Raw genomic sequence first — 22733 nt, forward strand, 5'->3', positions numbered from 1 at the left:
TTTAGTAAATATAATTTTGGGCAATTATAACATAAAAATAAGGCACAAAATGATAGTTACTAGATTTGCTCCGTCGCCTACTGGATACCTACATATAGGCGGACTTAGGACAGCCCTTTATAATTATTTATATGCAAGAGCTAATAATGGAAAATTTTTACTTCGTATCGAAGATACTGACCTAAAACGAAACTCAGAAGAGGCCACGCAAGCCATAAAAGAGGCATTTGCTTGGTGTAAGCTTGATCACGACGGCGAAGTGACATATCAGTCAAAGAGGTTTGATCTTTACAAAGAGTATGTTAAAAAATTACTTGAAGAAGGCAAAGCATATAAATGCTATATGAGCAAGGATGAGCTTGAGGAGCTTAGAGCCAGCCAAGAGGCTAGAAAAGAGCGCCCAAAATATGATAATAGATATAGAGATTTTACTGGCACGCCTCCAGCTGGCATCGAGCCAGTCATCCGTATAAAAGCCCCGCTTAGCGGCGAGATCGTCATACATGATGGCATAAAGGGCGAGGTTAAATTTAAGGTTGAAGATATCTTAGATGACTTCATCATCGCAAGAAGCGACGGCACACCAACTTATAACTTCACGGTTGTGATAGATGACGCACTAATGGGCGTAACAGACGTCATCCGTGGTGACGATCACCTCTCAAATACTCCAAAACAGATCGTTCTTTACGAGGCACTTGGCTTTAAGGTACCAAAATTTTATCACGTCGCTATGATAAACGGAGAGGATGGTAAAAAGCTTAGCAAAAGACACGGCGCAACTGACGTTATGGAGTATAAAAAGATGGGCTACCTGCCTGAAGCGCTCTTAAATTTTCTCGTTCGTCTTGGCTGGAGCCACGGCGATGATGAGATTTTTACTATTGAGGATATGCTTAAATACTTCAATCCAAACGATATCAACAAAAGCTCAAGCACTTACAACGCTCAAAAGCTTGACTGGCTAAATTCTCACTACATTAAGACCCTGCCTTACGAGAGACTAGCTCACGATATGCTCGAGTTTGGCGTTGATTTTAAGGCTTTGGTAAAGGGCGAGCTACTGCTAAATTCGCTCCGTGAGAGATCAAAGACATTAATTGAAATGGCAAATAGCGCAAACGCGATCATCAACGCTCCAAAAAGCTACGATGAGAAAGCTTGGGCTAAATTTATAAATGAAAATAGCAAAGAAATTTTGGCTAAATTCGCTCAAATTTTAGACCGTGACCTCGACGTGAAGGGCTATGAGGAGCTAACTAATAAATTTTTAGAGCAAAATGGCTTAAAGCTAAAAGACCTAGCTCAGGCTCTAAGGATAGCGCTAACTGGCTCAAGTGTTAGCCCAAGCATATTTGAAGTGCTTGAAGTAGTGGGCAGTAGCGAGACGAAAAATAGAATACAAAATTTATTAAAGGAAGAGAAATGACACATGTAACTAAAGAAGAAGCACTAAACTACCACATAGGCGGTAAGATCGAGATAAAGGTAAAGACGCCTTGCGAGACATCAAGAGACCTTTCAATGGCCTATACACCAGGCGTTGCTGAGCCTTGTAAAGAGATAGAAGCTGATAATGAACTAGCTTATAAATATACAAATAAAGCAAATTTAGTAGCTGTCATCACCGATGGCACGGCTGTACTAGGCCTAGGCGATATCGGTGCGATCGCTGGTAAGCCAGTTATGGAAGGAAAGTCAGTCTTATTTAAAAAATTTGCAAACGTGGATGCCTTTGACATCGAGCTAGATGAGCACGATCCTGATAAGATCGTTGAGATTTGCAAGGCTCTAGCTCCGACATTTGGTGGTATAAATTTAGAAGATATCCGTGCTCCAAAGTGCTTTGAGATAGAAAGAAAGCTTCAAGAAGCAGTCGATATCCCTGTAATGCACGACGATCAGCACGGCACAGCGATGATAACAAGCGCTGGTATGATAAATGCGATGGAAATTTCTGGCAAAGATATATCTAAGATAAAAATCGTAGTTAGTGGCGCTGGTGCAGCTGGCATTGCATGCGCGAAGATGTATAAAGCGCTTGGTGCAAAACATATCGTTATGATAGATAGCAAAGGTGTCATTCACTCAAAAAGAACAGACCTAACGCCTGAAAAGATAGAGTTTGCGCTTGAAACTGAGGATAGAACTTTGGCTGATGCGATGAGGGGTGCTGATATGTTTTTAGGTCTTTCTAAGCCTGGTGTGCTTACAAAAGAGATGGTTGCGTCAATGAATAAAGAACCTATCATCTTTGCTTTGGCAAACCCAGTGCCTGAAATTTATCCAGAGGATGTTGAGGCTGTAAGAAGTGACGTTATGATGGGTACAGGCAGAAGCGACTATCCTAACCAAGTAAATAACGTTTTAGGTTTTCCTTTTATCTTTAGAGGCGCGCTTGACGTTAGAGCTAAAAAGATCACTGAAAATATGAAAATGGCTGCAGCTAGAGCGCTTGCGCAGCTTGCAAAAGAGCCAGTACCAGCTGAAGTTTTAAAAGCAAGTGGCGTTAGCGAGCTAAAATTTGGCAAAGAATACATCATCCCAAAACCATTTGACAAACGTGTGCTAACAGCAGTCGCTCCAGCAGTTGCAAAAGCTGCTGTTGAAGATGGCGTAGCGAGAGTAAAAGATTTTGATGTTGAGGCTTATAAAGCCAAACTTGCAAAAGGTTTTTAATCAAATTTAGCCCAAATATGGGCTAAATTCTTCTCTTGGCATTTTGTAAAAGACAAACCTTGTAAAAACAGTAAATTTAAGGACAAAAAATGCAAAACGTAAAGCTCATCTCGCACCCACTGATCGAGCATAAATTAACCATTCTACGTGATAAAAACACCCAACCTTTTCAGTTTCGTATGCTAGTTGATGAGATCAGTTATCTTATGATCTTTGAGGCGACTAGAAATTTAAAGGTAAAAGATGTCAAAGTCCAAACCCCAGTTGCGGTAGCAGATGCAAAAAGGCTTACTACAAAGGTGATGATATGTCCTATTTTAAGGGCTGCTCTTGGTATGCTTGATAGTGTTTTTACCATCATCCCAGATGCGAGTGTGGGCTTTTTGGGTTTTCAGCGAAACGAAGAGACCGCTCAGGCTGAGTTTTTCTACGCAAAGCTTCCAAAAGACGCAAAAGAGCGCATGGCGATCATCATCGATCCTATGTTTGCAACTGGCGGCACGGCGATAGATGCGGTCAAATTCTTGCGTGAAAAGGGCGTTAAGGAGATCAAATTTATCTCTATCATCGCTGCACCTGAGGGGCTAAAGAGATTTAGCGAAATTTACCCAGACGTCGAGGTCTATACGGCATCGATCGATGAGAAACTAAATGAGAAAAACTACATCGTACCAGGTCTTGGTGATGCTGGCGATAGAGTTTTTAACACGCTTTAAGGGCAAAATTTGAATAAAAGACTTTTGCCAGCTTTAGTTGCCTTTGTCATTGCTATCATCATCGGTACTTTATTTTTTTCAAAAGATGGCGGCGAGGCAAACAAAAACGCTCAAATTTTACTTGAGCAACTAAACAAAGAGGGACAAAAGAGCCAGAGCATTACAGAAAATGGCTCGTACACCTCAAAAGATGAGGTCGCTCTTTATATCTATAAATTTAACAAGCTACCAAAGAATTTCATAACCAAAAAAGAGGCACTTGATCTTGGCTGGAATGCAAAAAGCGGAAATTTATGGCAGATAAGTGGTGGCAAAAGTATCGGCGGAGATAGATTTTCAAACAGAGAAAAGAGGCTGCCAGATGCTGATGGTAGAAAGTGGTTTGAGTGCGATGTAAATTATAATGGTGGCAGGCGCGGTGCTGAGAGAATTTTATACTCAAACGACGGGCTTATCTACTACACACCCGATCACTACGAGCATTTTTATCTGCTTTATGAGAAGAGGATGCAATGAAAAGTGTGATCTTAGATGCCAAAGAGATGGTTGAAAAAGAAAAAATGCATGAGTATTTTACAAAAAAATTTGGCCTGCCAGAGTACTACGGCAAAAATTTAGACGCACTCTTTGACTGTCTTTGCGAGATAAATGAGCCAACATTTATAAAGCTAAAAAATGAAAATTTTTTGGATAGTGGCACAAAAGAGAGCTTGATTCAGCTATTTCATGACGTTTGTAACGAAAATGATCTAGTTAAATTTGAGTTTGTAAAAGATGAAAAATGATATTTGGAAAGATTGATTATCTAAATTTACTTCCATTTCACGTTTTTTTAAAATCAGCTCCACTAAGCTCTCAGATAAAAAAGGCGATCGAGTTTAAAAAAGGCGTGCCAAGCAAGCTAAATAGGGCACTAAATGCCAGAAAGATCGACGCTGCGGTGATCTCAAGTATAGCTAGTAAAAAGGCAAATTTAAAGAAGCTAAATTTTGGAATAGTCGCCAAAAACGATGTAAAAAGCGTGCTTGTGCGCAAAAACTCAGCCCCAAAGCCAGATCCTGCCTCTGCTAGCTCAAACGCCCTAGCTAAGGTGCTTCGTCTAAATGGCGAGGTGATCATAGGCGACAGGGCACTAAAGGCATACCTAAGCGAGGGCAAAGAGTGCTTTTACGACCTTGGTAACATTTGGCACGAAAAGACAAATTTGCCATTTGTTTTTGGTAGATTTTCATATGTAAAAAATGGCTCGTTTTACAAAAAACTGGTCGCAAAATTTCTACAAAAAAATGTAAAGATCCCAAACTATATCTTAGCACAGTATGCTAAAAGTCGCGGCATAAGTGAGCAAGATATCAAGTGGTATCTTAAATTTATAAGCTACAAAATAGGTCCAAAAGAGCAAAAATCACTCAGAAAATTTTTTAAAGAAAATAGATTATTAAAAGTAGCAAAAAGAATTAAATTTTTATAGCTTCTTAGCAGCTGCCAAGAAGCTATAAAATTTAGTGATGCATGTGCATATTAGTTGAGTTATCATCACCCATATTTTGCATCATCATATTCATATGCATCTCACCCATATTTTGCATCATCTTGTGGTGATCGTGCATTGGCATATCTGCTGGCATGTTCATTGGCATATTCATATGCATACCCATCTCACCGTTTTCAGCCTTGTAGCCAGTTATGGTAGGATCAACCATGCCAAATATCATTGCGACGTGTGCGACGATCAAGGCAAATATGAGTAGGAAAAAGTGAAGCTTTAGCTTTGCCTTTTCGCTTGCGTTTTTGTAGATCAAATTTAGCTCTAAAAGCGCGATGCCAAGAAGTGGTATGACGCTGATGAGATATGAGTAGACAGCGATGACATCGGCATATCCACGCCATTTTATACTTGGATAAATTTTTGCCATAAAATAGATCACAAGAGCTGTAAAATAGACCCCAAGCACTATGCCAGCAAATTTGCCAACAGCCTTATAGCCAGCATTTTTACCGCTATCCATGTGATACATAGTGAGAAACTCCATCGCCACTAAAAGCTCCGTAAGCCCCACAGGTATCACCATGAAGAGGATTAGATTGTAAGGTTGATTGAGCGATAAAAGCTCCATGTAGTGTGTCATTACCATTGTAAGTCCTTTGTAAAAAATTTAAAGAAGATTAACGCCAAATTGCTAATAATTATAAAATATCAAGATAACGAATTTAAGCTAGTCTTTAAACTCGTGTGAGATGACTGGAGAAAATTCTTCCCAATGAAGTTTGGTTTTGATTGTTGGCATCTTGCTTTGAAATGGTTCTTTCTTAAGTGCCGCCATAGCGACACTATCGCCTTTTGGCTTAGCTGGTGCTTCTACGTTTAGTATGGAGCGCTCAAGCTCGATGAAGTCTTTTAAAATGACTGTGTATGATTTAAAGAAATTTGCCTCTTTGCAAGCTGAAAGTAGCTGAGAAAACTCATCTACAAATAAATTTAAAGTTTCAGAAAATAGCTTATTGCTAATATTTTTTGCATCATCAAACTCATCTTTTAAAAATGTAGCCATCGCTAAAAATATAAATCCAACGTAGTCCTCGCTATCTTTGCAAAGCTCGCTATCACGTCTATATGGGCTTAGTTTTAAACATTCGATAACCCTAAGCCTAGCTGCTCCGTTATCTCTGCCCTCTTCATAAAATGAAGCGCTTAAGGGGATATTTGTAAAGCCAAAAAGAACGTCATTTTGTTCTTTTGAAAATTCTTTAAAGCTAAATTTATCTAAATTTTTAAACGCAGCATTACTATCCTCGCTTAAAGGATTTGCGCTTAAGTATCTTAACTGCTCTTTCCACCTTGCAAATTTCTCATCATTTGTGTAAAAAAACATAGGATATGCTAGAAATTCGTAAAAATATGATCTTGCTTTTATGATGTTTTTATCCATTTAATAAATCCTCTTTCATCGCGTTTATTTGGGCTTGAACCATTAGTTTGGCTTTACAGTCAGCACAGCAGTAAAGTGCTTTTATCTTGACCCTATCGTTGCCAAATCTTGGTTGCATTATAGTTGCGATCTTTTCGACTGCTTTTTTGGTTGCAAACTCTTTTCCGCACTCAACACAGGCAAAAAGCTCATCTCGTGCCAGTTCATTATAGGTAAAAAACTCAGGCTTAAGAGAAATTTTTCCAACTTCAAGGCTTATGGTATCTTTTTCAGCACAGCTTAGTTCGCAGTATCCGCAAGCTGTGCAGACGCTTGGATTAAATAAAATAGAATTTGTCTTTTTATCAGCCACTAGAGCACTTACGTTACAAGCGCCAACGCAACTTAGACAAAGTGTACAGCTATCAGTGTTTATCTTGACATCGCCGTATCTTATCATCTCGCCGCTTTTTACCATGCCAAGATCTTCGCTACCTACTAAAAACTCGAGCCTTTTTGCAAAAATTTCTCTTTTTGGTAAGGCATATTCGTTTATCGTGTGTTGTGAGTCAGCTATAAATTTTGCTTTTTTGAGCGATTCTTCAAGCTCATTTTTATCTTTAGCGTGATAGATCGCCGTCTCTTTAAATTTAAGCTCATAAATTTGATTTAAGATGCTAATGGCGTCTTTTTCGCCTTTGCCAAGAGTTTTGCTAAATAAAATCACACTCGCACCACTTTCTTGAAGCAATGTAAGAAGATGAGCTTGATTTAACATATGTGGTGCTGATATGAAAAAAGGCAAGACATTTTCAGGTAGGCTTATATTTAGCTCGTCTAAATTTGTTTCATTAGAGATTATTAGTGGAATTTTACCTTTGTAAAGTTTGGCAATAGTAGCAAAAGAATTTTGTGGCATAAGTGTAGAGTCAAGAGATCCGCTAGGGCAGACGCTAATGCAGTTGCCACAATTTACACAATCGATTTGTGAGAAAACAAGATGCTTTGTCTCGTCTTCTTTTAAAATGGCTACAGTTGGACAAACATCGACACAGCGTCCACAAATTTCATTTCGTCGTTCGTGATATTGACAGATCGAAGAGTCATATTGAGTTAGGCTTTTGTACTTAAATTTTGGAGTTTTTTCATTTAAAATTTTAAGCACAGCTTCATCTTCTAGCCCAGCTATTTCATAACAGCCGCTTTGCTTTAGCATATAATCCCTTGCATTTTCAACCAAGAAAAAGTCGCAATCAACTTCAAATTCGTCGTTTGCTCTAAGCACCAAAACACTTAACTCGCCAGCCGCACCGTATAAAAATTTTACTTCAAAGTGCGTTAGCTCAATGACTTTGTAACCATTTTCTTTTAGTAAATTTGCTAGCTCTTCGCGGCCTGAGTTGCTAACTATTACGACATTTTTGCCAACCTCTTTTTCGTAGTCGACATCCTTTGCCATGTCAAAGGCGCTAGCTCTTGCCTCGTAGAGCAAAAGCGTGTTTTTGGCTTTTTCTAAGACGCTTGCGGTTGTATTTTTTAGATAAAAATTTATCTCAGGTGCGATAATGTTTGCTTTAAGCTTTGGTGAGTTAGAAACTAAATATTCTTCCTTTTCGTTATTTATTTCTATCTGTTCATTTAACATCAAAGTATCGTCAAAATCGTTATAAAAGCCAAATTCTTTCATAATTTCTCCTATTATCAAAAACAGGCTTATTTTAATATTAATGGGATTAATAGACTCTGAATTTTATATGTTCCTTTTTGCTCTAAGGTTTAATTTATAATATTTTTTATGTTAAAATCACGGCTTGGTAAAACTAACTTACTAGGAGCACGAATTGAGCGATTTAAGAGATATCCCACAAGTTGATAAGATTATAAAAAACGAAGCATTTTCAGGATTTGATATAAATTTAGTCACATTGCTTGCAAGGCAAATTTTAGATGAAATAAGAGCTAAAATTTTAAATGAAAATGCAAATTTCGCGTTGCAAGAAATAATAGATTTAATCTTAAACGAATATCATAAATTTAATGAATCAAGCCTTCAAAGAGTGCTAAATTTAACCGGTGTGACCATTCACACAAACCTTGCTAGAAGCGTTATCGATAAAGAAATTTTAAGCCGTGCAACTCCGGTAATCACAGGGTATTCTAACCTTGAATACAACCTAAAAACAGGCAGCCGTGGTAACAGATATGACTATATAGGCTCACTCATAGCAAGAGCATTTGGCTTTGAAGATGCCATCGTAGTAAATAACAACGCAAGTGCAGTATTTTTAGTGCTAAATACCTTTGCAAAAGGCAGAGAAGTCGTCGTTAGCAGAGGCGAACTAGTAGAGATCGGCGGTAGTTTTAGAGTGCCTGAGGTGATGGCAAATGCAGGTTGCTTTTTAAAAGAGGTCGGCACGACAAACAAAACTAGACTTAAAGACTATGAGTCGGCTATTTGTGAAGATACTGCAATGCTTGTAAAAGTGCACCGCTCAAATTTCGACATCGTGGGCTTTAGCGAAGAGGTTACAGCAAATGAACTAAGTAAATTGGCGTGTGAGCAAAATTTGATAGATTATTTTGATCTTGGCAGTGGATTTTACGGAAATTTGCCGTTTAACTTAGATAAAAATGAGCCAGATCTAAAAAATTTAAAAGATGTTTCGCTAGTTAGCTTTAGCGGTGACAAACTCCTTGGTGCGGTGCAGTGCGGCATAATAGTTGGCAAAAAAGAGCTCATCGCAAAGCTTAGAAAAAATCAGCTTTTAAGAATGCTTCGCGTAGATAAAGTGATCATTTCGCTTTTGGCTGAGAGCATGAAAGCTTATTTAAATAAAGAATTTGAGCTAATCACAACACAAAAACTACTTCATAAAAGCGTAAAAGAGCTTGAAAACTTAGCAAATTTTATAAATAAGAATCTAAAAACATCGCTAGAAATCGTTCGCACACAAACCTTTGTAGGAGGCGGTGCGATGCCAAATAAAAAAATTCCAAGCGTAGCTTTGGCGGTTAGTGGAGATGCAGTTTTAAATGAGCAGAAATTTAGGCAAAAAAAGGTAATCGGCCGCATAGAAAATGATAAATTTTTGCTTGATTTAAGAACGCTTTTAGATGAAGATGTAAATGAACTAATAAAAATAATAAATGAAACGGAAGAAAAATGAGTTTAATAATAGGAACAGCAGGGCATATCGACCACGGCAAAACCGCACTTATAAAAGAGCTAAACGGCTTTGAGGGAGACAATCTTGAAGAGGAGAAAAAGCGTGGCATAACGATCGATCTAAGCTTTTCAAATTTAAGTAAAAATAATGAAAACATCGCATTTATCGACGTACCAGGGCATGAAAATCTCATAAAAACGATGATAAGTGGCGCATATGGCTTTGACGCATGCTTATTTGTGGTGGCGGCAAATGACGGACTTATGCCTCAAAGCTTGGAACACCTTGAAATTTTAAATCTTCTTGGCGTAAAATCCGTGATCGTAGCGCTTACAAAGTGTGACCTCGTAGATGAAGCGACTATAAATTTAAGAAAAAAAGAGATAAGAGATGAAATTTCTAAATTTAAAAACCTACAAATTTTAGAAATTTTTGCCGTTAGTATAAAGGATAGGGCAAGCATCGATGAGCTTAGAAACTATCTTTTTACTCTAAGAGCCAAAAAGCGTGATGAGGACGGCGTTTTTAGATACTACATCGATAGGGTTTTTAGCCTAAAAGGTATCGGTAGCGTCGTAACTGGCACCGTGATAGAGGGAAGCGTTAGCAAAAATGAGAAGCTTTTTAACTATGACGCTGGCAAAGAGGTGCTAGTAAGAAGCGTGCAAAGCCACGATAAATTCGTAGATAATGCAGGAGTTAGCAGCCGTGTGGCGCTAAATTTAACTGGCATTGAGCTTAATGAGCTAAAAAAGGGTCAGCTACTTAGCAAAAAGGGCTATTTTAGAGGATTTAGAGAGGTTGATGCGGTCGTAACTGCTAAAAATCTCATTCACTCGCAAAGCGTAACCTTTTGCGTAGGAGCTAAAAATGTGCCTGCAAAGGTGCTAATCCTTAGCCAAAAAGATGATAGCTACTTTGTTACCTTTAAATTTCAAAGCGATATGTTTTTGAAATTTGACGAGGCCTTTGTTCTCATCTCAGATGCACGCGTGATAGGAGGTGGCAAGGTGCTAAATCCTGTGCTTGAGCCACTAAAAAAGGCTGGTAAAATTCTCTTTTTAGCTGCACTTTTAAAGTATGATTTCGTTGGGGTATTTTCTATACTTAAAGAAGCCCACAAAAATGGCTTTGGCATCATCTCTTCTTATCAAAGGTTTGGACTAAGTCACGAAGAGGCCGTAAATGTGGCTAAAAAAGTCTCAAACGTCTTTGTCGATGAAAAGGCTTTAAATATCTACGATCTAAGCGCGGTTGAGCGGATAAAGTCTGTGGTTAAATTTATGATAGAAAAGAACGAATTTGCCGTTTTCTCAGCTCAAAGTATAAGCTTAAAGCTTGCTTGGGCTAGTCAAAATTTGGCTCAAAAAGCACTTGATGAGCTTGAAAGTATAAACTTGATCTCTAAAAATGATGGCGTCTATACAAAAAAGGGCGTTGATATAAGCAAACTAAAAGTAAGGCTTGAAGAGAAAATTTATGAAATTTTAGAAAGCGGAAAGCTAGCTCCAACGGCACCTTATAATATATATGATGAGCTTGAAATAGATAGACTAAGTGGTGATAATGCACTTAAAAAACTAACTGCAATGGGCAGGGTTGTAAGGCTGGAGCATAACCTTTTCATCACTAGAAATTCACTAAAAATGGCACTTGATAAGCTAAGAGAGATCATAAAAAATCAAGGCTTTGTAAATGTCACAAACGCCAAGGATGCGCTAAATTTAAGTAGAAAATATGTAATTGCTTATCTTGAGCAACTTGACCTTGAGAGTGGCATAATGAAGCAAGGAAATGATAGAGTCTTTCGTGGTTAGTATTCATTTACAAAAAGTAAATATAATCCGCCAAATTTTTAAAAAGGAAAAAAATGAAAAAAGTGGTTTTGGCCTCAATATTAGCGGCAACTAGCCTAATGGCAGCTAGTAATAAGCAAATAGAAGATTTTTACTCAGAAGTTTTTAAAAATCAAAATATCGATGGTGTTAATGTAAAAGTCGTAGAACGCACTAAAATTTTAGATGATATAGAAAAAGTAAGCTTAAGATTTAGCAAAGGAGATATGTCTCAAGAAGATGTGACTTTTGTTAAGGGCGATCTTATGTTTCCTGATGTTGTAAATTTAAAGGAGCAAAAGTCTTATTTAGCTGAAGAAAAAAAGGTTATCGCAGAAAAAGCAGCACTTGATTTAGTAAAATCACTAGCTAAAATTTATAAAAATGAAGACAAGGCAAATGTTATAACTCTTGGCAATGATAGCAAAAAGCCAACTCTTATCATGTTTTCAGATCCTGAATGCCCATATTGTAGAGCCGAGCTAGCAAAGATCGAAACTACGCTAAAAGACAATAACGTTGAAATCATCCTAACTCCAGTGCATGAACTATCATCTTTGCAAAAAAGTGCTTTGATCTATAAAGATATAAAAAATGCAAAAAGTGATAGCGATAAGGTTAAAATTTTAAGAAAGTATTTTTCTGAAGATTATAACGTGGATGAAAAAAATGTTAGCAAAGAAGAGAGCGACAAGATCGATACTTTACGTAAAAAATATTTCTCAGCCGGCGTTAGATCAGTACCATTTATCATAAACAAAAGTGATCTAAAATAACCTTTTCTAGGGATCTCTCCCTAGAATTTCTTCTTTTAATAAAAATTCTTAAATTTTAAAATACATTTAACTATATTTTTAATAAATACTTAATAAATATAACTAATATTATATATTTACTTTTATTATTTTATAAATATGCTAAATTTACACAGTTTAATTCTAGGCTCTAAAAGCCCTGAAATAGACTGTTTGCAATATTTTAGTATCTCTAAATATGCAAATTTTACATATTATGGAACCAAATTTCTCAAATTTTTAAGATTTGAGGGGCAAGGAGAAAAAATGCAAGGATCAAGAAGAGATTTTTTAAAGAAATCTCTAAAAGTTGGTACTGCTGGCGGAATACTCGCAGTTTCTGCAATAGCAAAAACAACTAGTGATGACTTAGCTCCTGATGGCAATGGCGTCGTCGTTGGCAAGTCAAACAAAAAAGAGGTGCTTTATAAAAAAAGCAAGAACTGGGAAACCTACTATAAAATCGCATACTAAGGGAGAAAACCATGAGTGATGCACGTATAGGAAGACGTTCATTTTTAAAGCTAGCCGCACTTGGTGCTGGAAGCACAATGGCTTTTGGAGAAAATGAAACAATAAGAAAAGCAAGTGATGAGGAGATAAAAAATCCTTTCCCTGGCTCAAAAAAGGTTAGAACGATTTGTTCTATTTGCTCAGCAGGCTGTGGTATCGAGGCTGAGGTAAAAGATGGTGTTTGGGTTCGTCAAGATATGGCGATGCATCATCCGATATCTCAGGGCTCACACTGTTCAAAAGGTATCGATCAGATCGACCTTACACATAGCAAACAACGCATCAAATATCCTATGAAAAAAGTTGATGGTAAATGGCAAAGAATTTCATGGGATCAAGCTGTAAATGAGATCGGCGATAAGATGCTTCAGATCCGTAAAGAAGATGGCCCTGATAGTGTTGTTTTCTTAGGATCAGCTAAATTTAACAACGAACAGTCTTATTACTTTAGAAAATTTTGTGCATTTTGGGGTACAAACAGTAACGATCACGTAGCAAGAATTTGACATAGCGCAACAGTCGCCGGTGTGGCGAATACTTGGGGTTATGGCGCGATGACAAACCACTTTGGAGATATGGCTGCAAACTCAAAATGTATATTTATCATTGGAGCGAACCCAGCTGTGGCGAACCCAGTTGGTGGCATGAAGCACACTTTACAAGCAAAAGATAGAAACAATGCAAAAGTAATTGTAGCTGATCCAAATTTTACAAAGACAGCTGCACATGCTGATCTTTATTTGAGACAAAGATCAGGAACTGATATTGCGCTTGTTTATGGTCTTATCCACATTATTCTTAAAAATGGCTGGGAAGATAAAGAATTTATAGAAAATAGAACTTATGGTATTGATGAGATAAGAAAAGAGGCTGAGCACTGGACACCAGAGGTTACATCTGATGTTACTGGAGTACCAGTTGATAAGCTACTAAAAGCTGCAGACATTCTAGCTCACACAAAACCAGGTACTGTTATTTGGGCTCTTGGTATAACTCAACACTCAGTTGGTACATCAAATACAAGAATTTTACCTATCCTTCAACTAATTCTAGGAAATATGGGTAAAGCAGGCGGCGGCTGTAATATCATTCGTGGTCACGACAACGTTCAAGGCTCAACTGATATGTGCAACCTTTCAGATAGCTTGCCAATGTATTATGGCTTAACTGATGCAGCATGGAAATATTACTGCAAAGGCTGGGGCGTTGATTATGATGAATTTATTAAACGCTTTGCAGTCTCAACAAAAGAGCCAAAACAAGGCGGTACTCCTGTTAAAAACACAGTCTTTGAAGAGTATTATTACCATGATCCTAAAAATCCAGAGGATAGAAACTGGAGAAACGAAAAAGGCTGGTCACTTTCAAAATGGTGGCAAGGCGTCTTGAAAGAGGAGAATACATTTAGTAGTGGTGCATTGAGAGTTCTTTGGGTTCAAGGAACTGGTCTAACATCTATGGCGCACTTAGCTAAAATCCAAGAAGCAGCTTCAAAACTAGATATGATCGTTGTAGCTGAGCCATTTGTAAATGAAATTTCTATCCTTTCAGACAGAAAAGATGGTGTTTATATCTTGCCAGTAGCGACTGCATTTGAAAATGAAGGTCACTTAAGTGCTACAAACCGCTCAGGACAATGGAGAACAAAAGTTGTTGATCCACTTTATGAGAGCAAGGGCGATCACGAAGTAATGTTCTTATTTGCTAAGAAATTTGGCTTTTACGATGAATACGTAAAAGGCATGAAAATGGGTATCGTAGATCGTGAAATAAAACAAGTAAAAGATGACTTTGTATGGCCTGATGATGCGACAAATGAGATAGCAAGGATTGGAAATTCTATAGGTTATGGTGGTAGAACAGCTGAGATGTTTAGACGCCATCAAGCAAACTGGGATAAATTTGATCCAGATACGCTAATAGGTATTGGCGGTGAAGTCAAAGGCGAGTACTACGGTAAACCATGGCCGGCATGGGATGAAAAACACCCTGGAACTCCAATACTATATGATATGAGCAAGCCTTATGTTGAGGGTGGTTCAGGCTTTAGAAATCGCTTTGGTCTAGAGCATAATGGCGTTAGTCAACTAGCTAGCGAAGAGACAACACTTGTTGGCTCAGCTATAAAAGGTGGCTATCCACAAATCACAAAAGAGAATATAGAAAAAGTCTTAGGCATAACTCTAACTGAAGAAGAGAAAGCTAAGATCGGACCAAGCTGGAGCATGGATTATAGTGGTATTATCTTTGAAAAATGCCGTGAAAAAGGTGTTGTGCCTTATGGTAATGCAAGGGCAAGAGCTATCGTTTGGGAATTCCTCGATCCTATTCCAAAACATAGAGAGCCTATTCACTCACCACGCTGGGATCTTGTTCAAAAGTATCCGACATTTGAAGATCAAGCTAGAAATTTCCGTGTTTCTACTAAGTTTAAGTCAGAGCAACAGGCAAAAGATTGGTCAAAAGAGTTCCCTATCGTATTTAGTACGCAACGTGTCGTAAACTTAAGTGGTGCTGGCATGATCGAAAGAACCAGTAAATATCTATCAGCTATTACGCCAGAGATGTTTGCTAATGTTAACCCAGAGCTAGCTTTACAATACGGCATAAAAGACCGCGATATGATGTGGATTCACAGCCCACAAGGCACAAAGATCAAAGTAAGATGCTATCACAGCCAGATGGTAACTCCAGATAGAATTTGTATGCCATACAACTTCGCTGGTATTATGCAAGGCGTTGATCTTTCAGCTCGCTATCCAGAGGGCACTAAGCCTTATGTTATCGGTGAGAGCTTTAACACAGTTACTAACTACGGATTTGACCCTGTTACTCAAATATCAGAGTTTAACGCAGGTCTTTGTCGTATAGAAAAAGCTGAGGAAAATACATTTAAAACATCGTTTTTCCATGAATATGGCGAGAGAGACGCCATGGGTAAAGAGTAAGGAGGAATAAAATGGCAAGAATGAAATTTTTCGTAGATACTGATAGATGTATTAGTTGTTATGGTTGCCAAGTTGCTTGCTCTTCTGCTCATGAACTTCCAGTGGGAATTTACAGAAGAAAGGTCATTACACTTCACGATGGTATCGAAGGCAAAGAGGTTTCAACTACTATTGCATGCCAACACTGTACTGATGCACCTTGTGAGCAAGTTTGCCCAGTTGATTGTTTCTACATTAGAGCTGATGGTATCGTGCTTCATGATAAAAATATATGTATAGGCTGTGGTTACTGCTTATATGCTTGTCCGTTTGGTGCACCACAGTTCCCTAAAGATGGAGCATTTGGCGTAAAAGGCGTAATGGATAAATGTACTATGTGTGCAGGTGGTCCAGAGCCAACAAACTCACACGAAGAGAGAGAGCTTTATGGCCAAAATAGAATGGCTGAGGGTAAAGTGCCTATGTGTGCAGCAGTTTGTGCTACAAATGCACTTTTGGTTGGTGATGCAGCTGATGTGTCAAATGTATACCGCAAACGCGTTATGCTAAGAAACACCGGGCTAAATGCCTAACAAGAAGGAGAGCATTTGCTCCCCTTTAAATTCTAAATTTTAAACTTAAAAACCTTTTCATTTTTTATAAAGCGACTATTTTTTATTCAAAAGATAAATTTTAAATTTACATTAGAAAATTTCTAAAACCATTTAAAATTGGCTATTTGAAGACAAATTTCTTTTTATTATCTCAATTTGCTCTATTTTATGATAATCGTTTTTATTTTAATCAAAGTAAAGCCTTGATAATATTCACTTCAAAAAAATCTCACAGGTGGTTTATTTAATGAATAAATTCTTAAAATTTATGCTAATTATGTTGTTGCCTATTTGGCTTATGGCAAAAAATGACGACTATGAGCAGGTCGCAGCTCAGATAAAAGAGTCGCTACAAAAAGTAATAACAGAGTATAGAGCGGGCAATGTTGAACAAGCGGTCAGTGATACTCAAAATGCTTATTTTGGCTTGTTTGAAGATGTTGAAGCTGGCATCAGAATAAATTTAGGTCAGAAAAAAGCTTACTCTATGGAGAAGCAGTTTGGCGAGATCAGAAAGGCGATAAAAGCAGGCGAAGCGCCAGATGATGTGCAAAAAAGAATAGATCAGATAAATAGCGAGATCGCTGAAGTTCTACCAGTTATCTTAAAAGGACATAGACTAGTTGGTGAGTATTCAGACAGCCCAGCTCAAGCTGCTACAACTGATTATGATACTTCTAAATTTATCCCTGAGTGGAAGGTGGCATTTGCAAATTTATCAGCCGATCTAGATAAAGCAATAGCAAGCTATGAGAGCGATAAGCAAGATGACGCCAAAAGTGCTATTCAAGATGCTAAATTTACAGATTACAGAAATACTCAACTTGAAATCGCTATTCGTCAGCATATAGAAAATGGTAAAAGCATAGATGCTGACATCCAAAGAAAGATGGGTGAAGCAATAAGCGGCATCACAAATGGCATAACAAAAGATGACTTTAAAGTAAAGCTAGAAGAGATCAAAAAGCTAGCTTATGACGCTGTCTCAAAACTCCCAGCTGATACTGCAAAACTAGCAAAAGTTGATATGAGTGATGTAGAAGCAGCTTCTGAAGAAGATAGTGGTGCAGATTATACCAAAGTCGTTCAAAACATAAACGACAAAATTCAAGTTGCTATCACACTTTATAAAAATGGTGATGTAAAAAAAGCTATGGGCGATATCCAAGACATCTACTTTGATGAGTTTGAAGGTAGCGGTATGGAGAATAAAGTAGGCGCAATAGATGTAAATTTAAAAACAGCTATTGAAGCTACATTTGGCAATCTTGTAGCCCTTATGAAATCAGGTGTAGACGAAAAAACTCTTCAAGAAAGCGCAAGCAAGATGTCATCTCAGCTAGCAGCCGCACTTGAAAAAACTAGCGGTTCAAGCTCACCTTGGACGCTATTTATCTGGGCACTAACTATCATCTTAAGAGAGGGCTTTGAGGCTCTTATCATCGTTGCAGCCGTCGTTGCATACCTTGTAAAAACTGGCAATGCAAAAGCTATGGGTAAGGTCGTATATAGCTCAGTTGGCGTGGCTGTCATCTTAAGCTTTGTTATGGCGTGGATCATGAACGTCATCTTTGGCGAGGCAGCAGGTCAAAAAAGAGAGCTTATGGAAGGCATCACGATGCTTGTTGCAGTGGGACTTCTATTTTATGTTGGCTTCTGGCTTCTTTCAAATGCTGGTGCTAAAAAATGGAACGACTACATCAAATCTCACGTATCTGAGTCTATCTCAAGTGGCTCAAGCACAGCGCTTTGGTGGACTGTATTTTTAGCCGTATTTAGAGAGGGCGCTGAGACAGTGCTATTTTATCAGGCACTTATCTTTGACGCAAAAGACTCAGCTGGCTACTCAATGATTGCAGCTGGCTTTGTCGTAGGTCTTATCGTTCTTTTAATAGTCTATTTCTTATTTAAAATTTTTGCTGTTAAAATTCCTATTAAACCATTTTTTATATTTACGTCAGCGATCATCTTTTACATGTCGATCGTCTTTGTTGGCAAGGGTGTTGGCGAACTAGTTGAGGGCAAAATTTTCATCCCAACTATCATAAAAGGACTTAGCTTCCCTGACTGGATGAGAGACTGGCTAGGACTTCAGCCATATTATGAGAGCTTAGTACCTCAAATCATTATGGTGCTTGCCCTAGTTATAGGCATCGTTATCATGAAATCAAAACAAAATAAAAATTAATCTTATTTAAAGGAGAGAATATGAATAAAATTCTTAGTTCAGCTCTAGCACTTAGCCTAGCAGCTGGTTTTGCACTTGCTGGTGAGCACCCAATCGGCGAGCCTGTAGAGGCTAATGGTATGGAGATAGCTGCAGTTTATTTGCAACCAATCGACATGGAACCAAAGGGTATTGACCTAGCTCCAAGCCTAGCTGATTTTCACCTAGAAGCTGACATACACGCTATTGCTGGTAATAAAAACGGCTTTGGCGAAGGTGAGTGGATCCCATACCTAAAGATTAACTACGAGCTAAAAAACCTTGATAACGGCAAAGTTAAAAAAGGTACCTTTATGCCAATGGTTGCAAGCGATGGCCCACACTACGGTGCTAACGTAAAAATGGATACAGGTGTTGGTAACTATGAGCTTAAATTCCACATCGACAATCCAGAAAAACAAGGTTTTGGTCGCCACGCTGACAAAGAGAGCGGTGTTGGTAAATGGTTTGAGCCTTTCACAACAACTTATAAATTTCAATGGACAGGTGGTCCTGTTAAATAATCACCAGGGGCGTTCTCGCCCCTTTTAAAAAATTCTCACAGGGTTTAGTTATGTCAATTTATTTCTATCAGGTCTTTTTAGCCCTCCTTGGATTTACGCTTTTTGCTGCCTTAAATAACAAGGATAAAAGTTTAAAAACACTCTTTTTACCGTCACTTTTTGGAGTCGTAGCTGGCGTATTTATTTTTAAAGTCGTTCGTCACGCACTTATAGATGATCAGTTTAAAATTTTCATCGATTCAGTGACGCTAGTTTTTCTACTAATTAGCGTTTTATGGATATTTCTTGAGCTTAAGATAGCAAAAATTGTAACGTTTTTTATTTTAGGCATCGGCTTTGGCTTTGGCTATAGTTCAAGCAGTGTGTTATTCCCGCTATTTGGTGGTGAGCTACTAGATACGCTTTCGGTTATTAGCTTCTTTCTAATGATATTTGCAATGATTTTACTCGTATTTTTATTCTTTTTTATTTCGAATTTAAAATCTAGCGTTTCTCCATTAATAGCTAAAACTTTAGCCCTTATCACTTTAGTTTTCTTGCTAATCGATAGGAGCTCTCAGACAGCACTTGAGCTTTTGCGTGCTGGGGCTTTAAAAATAAGTAGTGAGTTAAACTCTCAAATTCTATCTATCAGTGCAAAAGGTATTTACGTATCAGAATTTGGTACTTATTTTTATATCTTTGTGATCTTACTTTTATGCATCACTGTACTTTTCTTTATGCCAAAAAGTATTGATAAAAATAAATTTGGTTCTATCAAATACCGCTTTATAAAAGCCATTAGAGAAAATATTTCTGATAATGCAAAATTTGCATTTTGTAGTATTTTGATAGCACTTGGATTTTCGCTCTATTATGATCTTTACGCATCTCGTCCACCTGAAATTTCAGAGCCAGTCTTGGTTGAGCCAGTGGGAGATAAATTTATATTTGATGTTGATATGCTAAAAGATAATGAACTTCACAGATTTGCTTATATAACAGATGAGGGCAAACAGATAAGATTTTTCTTGTTAAACCGCTTTAGCGACCGTGTATCGCCTGTCATCGTCTTTGACTCTTGTATGATTTGCGGCGATATGGGCTATATAAAAAGAGGAAATGATCTTATTTGTATCTCTTGTAATGTTAGAATTTTCTTGCCATCAGTTGGTAAAGAAGGTGGTTGCAATCCGATACCAATGCCATTTATCTTCGATGGTAAAAATATCATAGTTGATTATAAAACCATTACAGATGGAGCAAATTTCTTTAGTAAGGTTGTCGAAAAAATGGTGCTTGACCCAGTTAGTCGCAAAAAAGTGAGCAACCTTGAGTCAAGATCATATTTATATTATGGACGCACATATTTCTTTGAAAATAACGAAACTCAGGCGAAATTTGAAGCAAATCCAGAAAAATATGTAGAAACAAATGGAACGTTAAAATGAAAAATATGCAACTAAGAATGATAAAAAGCTCGATCACGGGCTCAAAGGTGCAAAAGACGATGGCCTTTATCACTATCTTGCTAGCTGCTCTTTTGATAGCTTGCATGCTAAACATTACACTAAAAATCGGCGATCAAGTAGCAACCGAGCTTAGAGGATATGGCTCAAATATCGTTGTTTTACCGCGCGGTGAGAGTTTAAGCATCGAGATCGAGGGTAAAAATTTCACTCCACTAAAATCACAAAATTTACTCCCAGAAGCTGATATCTACAAGATAAAAGAGATCTTTTGGAGAAATAATATCGTTGCTTTTGCGCCGTTTTTAGAGGCAAAAGTTAAAGATGAAAAAGGAATTGAATTTGCCTTTGAAGGAACCTATTTTGATAAAAATGTCGGTCTAAAAGATGAGCCAGAATTTAGTACAGGCGTTAAGAGTTTGTATGGATTTTGGGGCGTTGAGGGTGTTTGGCCAAAAGATGAAAGCATGGATGAAATTTTAGTTGGTGAAGAACTTGCTAAGGCTAAAAATTTAAAGGTTGGCGACAAGCTTAGCCTTGTGGGCAAAAATGGCACAAGGGAGGTTAGAATAGTTGGAATTTTAAAAGGAGCTAGTGATGAGACGCATAAGCTAATAGGCTCGCTCAAACTCGCTGGTGATCTCTCAGGGCATCCTGGCTCATATACAAAAGCTGAAGTCTCAGCCATGACGATCCCAGAGAATGACCTATCGTTAAAAGCAAGAAGAAATTTAGACAATCTTGATAGCGCAGAGTACGATAAATGGTACTGCTCAGCCTATGCAGGATCAATCGCATTTCAGATAGAAGAAAATTTACCAAATGTTAGCGCAAAGGCAAGCCTTCAAGTAAGTGATGCGGAGAGTAATATCGTAAAGAAAATCCAAAGCCTAATGGGTATCGTTAGCATCATCGCTCTTGTGGTTTCAGCCATTGGTATAACATCGCTAATGACAAGTGAAATTTACCGCCGCAAAAAAGAGATCGGTCTTTTAAAAGCCATAGGCGCAAGTAACTTTGAAATTTACGCCCTTTTTGCTAGCGAAAGCCTTGTGGTTGCATTTTTTGCGGGCATCACTGGAGCATTTTTAGGATACGTACTAAGCTACGTGATGTCTTACATTATCTTCTCTCACGGCATAGGCATAGCGTGGATCGTGCTGCCAATCAGCGTGGCATTTGCCCTACTTATCTCAGTCGTTGGCTCGCTAATGCCAATGAGAAACGTCATAAATTTACTACCTGCGGAGGTGCTATATGACCGCAAATAGCAAATTCTTTTACAATACAATTTATAAAAGTTTAAAAAACGGCTCATCAAGAGTAATGGTCATCGTGATCTCTATCTTGCTTGGAGCATGCGTGTGTGCTGCATTTGTCAATGTCTATCTTGACATTGACTCTAAAGTCTCACGCGAGCTAAAAACTTATGGTGCAAATATGATCTTTGCTCCAAAAGATATGGCTACAAGCGATGATATGAGTGAAAAAACTTACAATGAAATGATCGCTAAAGTGCCAAAAGACAAGCTTCTTGGTGAGAGCGGTTATCTCTTTGCTCAGGCAAATATCGGTCCAACAAACGCTATCGTCATGGGAACAAAATTTAGCAATCTAAAAAAAGTTAAACCATTCTTAGATGTTAGAGATGGAACGATGATAAATGTTGATTTTGACGATAAAAATGTGCTAATAGGCGTCGATCTAGCTCGTCAGGCTGGCTTTAAAGCAGGCGATGATATAGAAATTCGCGCCATTGGCTCAAATGAGAGCATAAATGTAAAGATAAAAGGCGTAGTCGCAAGCGGCGATAAAGAGGATGCACTTTTGATCACGTCACTATCTTTGGCTCAAAAAATTTCAAATAAAGCTGGCAAAATAAACTATGCTGAAGCTGTTGTGCTTGGTAACTTTGACGAGATAACATCGCTTGCAAAGACTATAAGCAATGATGAAATAGCTGCAAAACCAGTGGCAAAGGTCTCAAAGTCTGAGGGCTATATTTTGGAGAAAATAAAGCTATTAATGGCACTTGTTAGCCTTGTTATTTTGCTCATTACTTCAATGTGCGTAAATACAACGCTTAGTGCTATCTTGCTCTCTCGCTCAAAGGAGATCGCACTTCTAAGAGCCATAGGTGCAAGCAAAAAAGATGTATTAAAGCTATTTGGCTTTGAAACATTTGTGACAGCGCTCATCTCAGCATTAGTTGGTGCATTTTTAGGATATTTACTAGCTCAAATTTTAGGTTATGCGATATTTGATTCTAGTATTGATTTTAGAATTTTAAGCATCCCAGTAGCTGTGATAATATCGCTTTTATTTGCAGCGATCGCAGCATTTTATCCGATCAAACGGGCACTTAATAATAAAATGGCAGATACATTAAGAGGAGAATGAT

The 22733-nt window shown here is 37.9% G+C and carries 19 protein-coding genes and 1 pseudogene; 17 read left to right on the forward strand and 3 right to left on the reverse strand.

Features of this window, described 5'->3' with window-relative positions; genetic code table 11:
* Positions 1-49: 49 nt before the first annotated feature.
* The 6 genes from gltX (at position 50) to F3G75_RS08910 (ending at position 4866) form a co-directional block, all read left to right on the forward strand.
* Positions 50-1429, forward strand: a complete 1380-nt coding sequence (gene gltX / locus F3G75_RS08885) for a glutamate--tRNA ligase (RefSeq protein ID WP_084109284.1) — start codon at positions 50-52, stop codon at positions 1427-1429.
* On the forward strand, positions 1426-2679 hold the full coding sequence (locus F3G75_RS08890) for a malic enzyme-like NAD(P)-binding protein (protein ID WP_084109039.1): 1254 nt from the start codon (positions 1426-1428) through the stop codon (positions 2677-2679). Before gltX ends, F3G75_RS08890 begins: the two co-directional genes overlap by 4 nt.
* Positions 2680-2768: 89 nt before the next feature.
* Positions 2769-3395 carry a uracil phosphoribosyltransferase gene (gene upp / locus F3G75_RS08895; RefSeq protein ID WP_004317747.1) on the forward strand — a complete coding sequence of 209 codons (627 nt, stop codon included), beginning with the start codon at positions 2769-2771 and terminating at the stop codon, positions 3393-3395.
* A gap of 9 nt (positions 3396-3404) precedes the next feature.
* Positions 3405-3911: a ribonuclease domain-containing protein gene (locus F3G75_RS08900; RefSeq protein ID WP_084109036.1), complete on the forward strand. Its 507-nt coding sequence runs from the start codon at positions 3405-3407 to the stop codon at positions 3909-3911.
* Positions 3908-4180 (forward strand): barstar family protein, encoded by a 273-nt coding sequence (locus tag F3G75_RS08905; RefSeq protein WP_084109033.1) that lies wholly within the window; start codon positions 3908-3910, stop codon positions 4178-4180. The genes F3G75_RS08900 and F3G75_RS08905 overlap by 4 nt, the downstream gene beginning before the upstream one ends.
* Positions 4177-4866, forward strand: coding sequence for an MqnA/MqnD/SBP family protein (locus F3G75_RS08910; protein WP_149717292.1), 690 nt, complete (start codon positions 4177-4179; stop codon positions 4864-4866). The genes F3G75_RS08905 and F3G75_RS08910 overlap by 4 nt, the downstream gene beginning before the upstream one ends.
* 31 nt (positions 4867-4897) lie before the next feature.
* On the opposite strand, the gene F3G75_RS08915 is transcribed toward F3G75_RS08910, so the two are convergent.
* The 3 genes from F3G75_RS08915 to F3G75_RS08925 all read right to left on the reverse strand — a co-directional run bounded on the left by F3G75_RS08915 (position 4898) and on the right by F3G75_RS08925 (position 7991).
* The gene (locus tag F3G75_RS08915) at positions 4898-5530 is read right to left on the reverse strand and encodes a DUF6803 family protein (protein WP_107792796.1); all 633 of its coding nucleotides are present in this window, start codon (positions 5528-5530) and stop codon (positions 4898-4900) included.
* Between the two features lie 81 nt (positions 5531-5611).
* On the reverse strand, positions 5612-6325 hold the full coding sequence (locus F3G75_RS08920; RefSeq protein ID WP_149717293.1) for a formate dehydrogenase-specific chaperone: 714 nt from the start codon (positions 6323-6325) through the stop codon (positions 5612-5614).
* Complete coding sequence (locus F3G75_RS08925) at positions 6318-7991, reverse strand: 4Fe-4S binding protein (RefSeq protein ID WP_149717294.1); 1674 nt, start codon at positions 7989-7991, stop codon at positions 6318-6320. The genes F3G75_RS08920 and F3G75_RS08925 overlap by 8 nt, the downstream gene beginning before the upstream one ends.
* Before the next feature lie 154 nt (positions 7992-8145).
* Between F3G75_RS08925 and selA the strand changes: the two genes are divergently transcribed.
* The 11 genes and pseudogenes from selA (at position 8146) to F3G75_RS08985 (ending at position 22732) form a co-directional block, all read left to right on the forward strand.
* Complete coding sequence (gene selA, locus F3G75_RS08930; RefSeq protein WP_149717295.1) at positions 8146-9471, forward strand: L-seryl-tRNA(Sec) selenium transferase; 1326 nt, start codon at positions 8146-8148, stop codon at positions 9469-9471.
* Positions 9468-11288: a selenocysteine-specific translation elongation factor gene (gene selB, locus F3G75_RS08935; RefSeq protein ID WP_149717296.1), complete on the forward strand. Its 1821-nt coding sequence runs from the start codon at positions 9468-9470 to the stop codon at positions 11286-11288. Before selA ends, selB begins: the two co-directional genes overlap by 4 nt.
* Positions 11289-11341: 53 nt before the next feature.
* On the forward strand, positions 11342-12082 hold the full coding sequence (locus tag F3G75_RS08940) for a thioredoxin fold domain-containing protein (protein WP_149717297.1): 741 nt from the start codon (positions 11342-11344) through the stop codon (positions 12080-12082).
* 285 nt (positions 12083-12367) lie between these two features.
* Positions 12368-12574 (forward strand): twin-arginine translocation signal domain-containing protein, encoded by a 207-nt coding sequence (locus F3G75_RS08945; protein ID WP_087579573.1) that lies wholly within the window; start codon positions 12368-12370, stop codon positions 12572-12574.
* An 11-nt stretch (positions 12575-12585) separates the two neighbouring features.
* Positions 12586-15492: pseudogene (locus F3G75_RS08955) on the forward strand (formate dehydrogenase subunit alpha); the annotation flags it as partial.
* 80 nt (positions 15493-15572) lie between these two features.
* Complete coding sequence (gene fdh3B, locus F3G75_RS08960; protein WP_149717298.1) at positions 15573-16133, forward strand: formate dehydrogenase FDH3 subunit beta; 561 nt, start codon at positions 15573-15575, stop codon at positions 16131-16133.
* Between the two features lie 268 nt (positions 16134-16401).
* Positions 16402-18342: an FTR1 family iron permease gene (locus F3G75_RS08965; RefSeq protein ID WP_149717299.1), complete on the forward strand. Its 1941-nt coding sequence runs from the start codon at positions 16402-16404 to the stop codon at positions 18340-18342.
* A 20-nt stretch (positions 18343-18362) separates the two neighbouring features.
* Positions 18363-18884, forward strand: a complete 522-nt coding sequence (locus tag F3G75_RS08970; RefSeq protein WP_084041674.1) for an iron transporter — start codon at positions 18363-18365, stop codon at positions 18882-18884.
* Positions 18885-18934: 50 nt separating this feature from the next.
* Entirely contained in the window at positions 18935-20314 is a 1380-nt protein-coding gene (locus F3G75_RS08975) for a Fe-S-containing protein (protein WP_149717300.1), read from the forward strand.
* The gene (locus F3G75_RS08980) at positions 20311-21603 is read left to right on the forward strand and encodes an ABC transporter permease (protein ID WP_149717301.1); all 1293 of its coding nucleotides are present in this window, start codon (positions 20311-20313) and stop codon (positions 21601-21603) included. Before F3G75_RS08975 ends, F3G75_RS08980 begins: the two co-directional genes overlap by 4 nt.
* Positions 21590-22732: an ABC transporter permease gene (locus F3G75_RS08985; protein WP_072593884.1), complete on the forward strand. Its 1143-nt coding sequence runs from the start codon at positions 21590-21592 to the stop codon at positions 22730-22732. Before F3G75_RS08980 ends, F3G75_RS08985 begins: the two co-directional genes overlap by 14 nt.
* Position 22733: the final 1 nt, after the last annotated feature.

It is taken from the genome of Campylobacter concisus (assembly GCF_902460705.1).
Lineage (GTDB): Bacteria > Campylobacterota > Campylobacteria > Campylobacterales > Campylobacteraceae > Campylobacter_A > Campylobacter_A concisus_Z.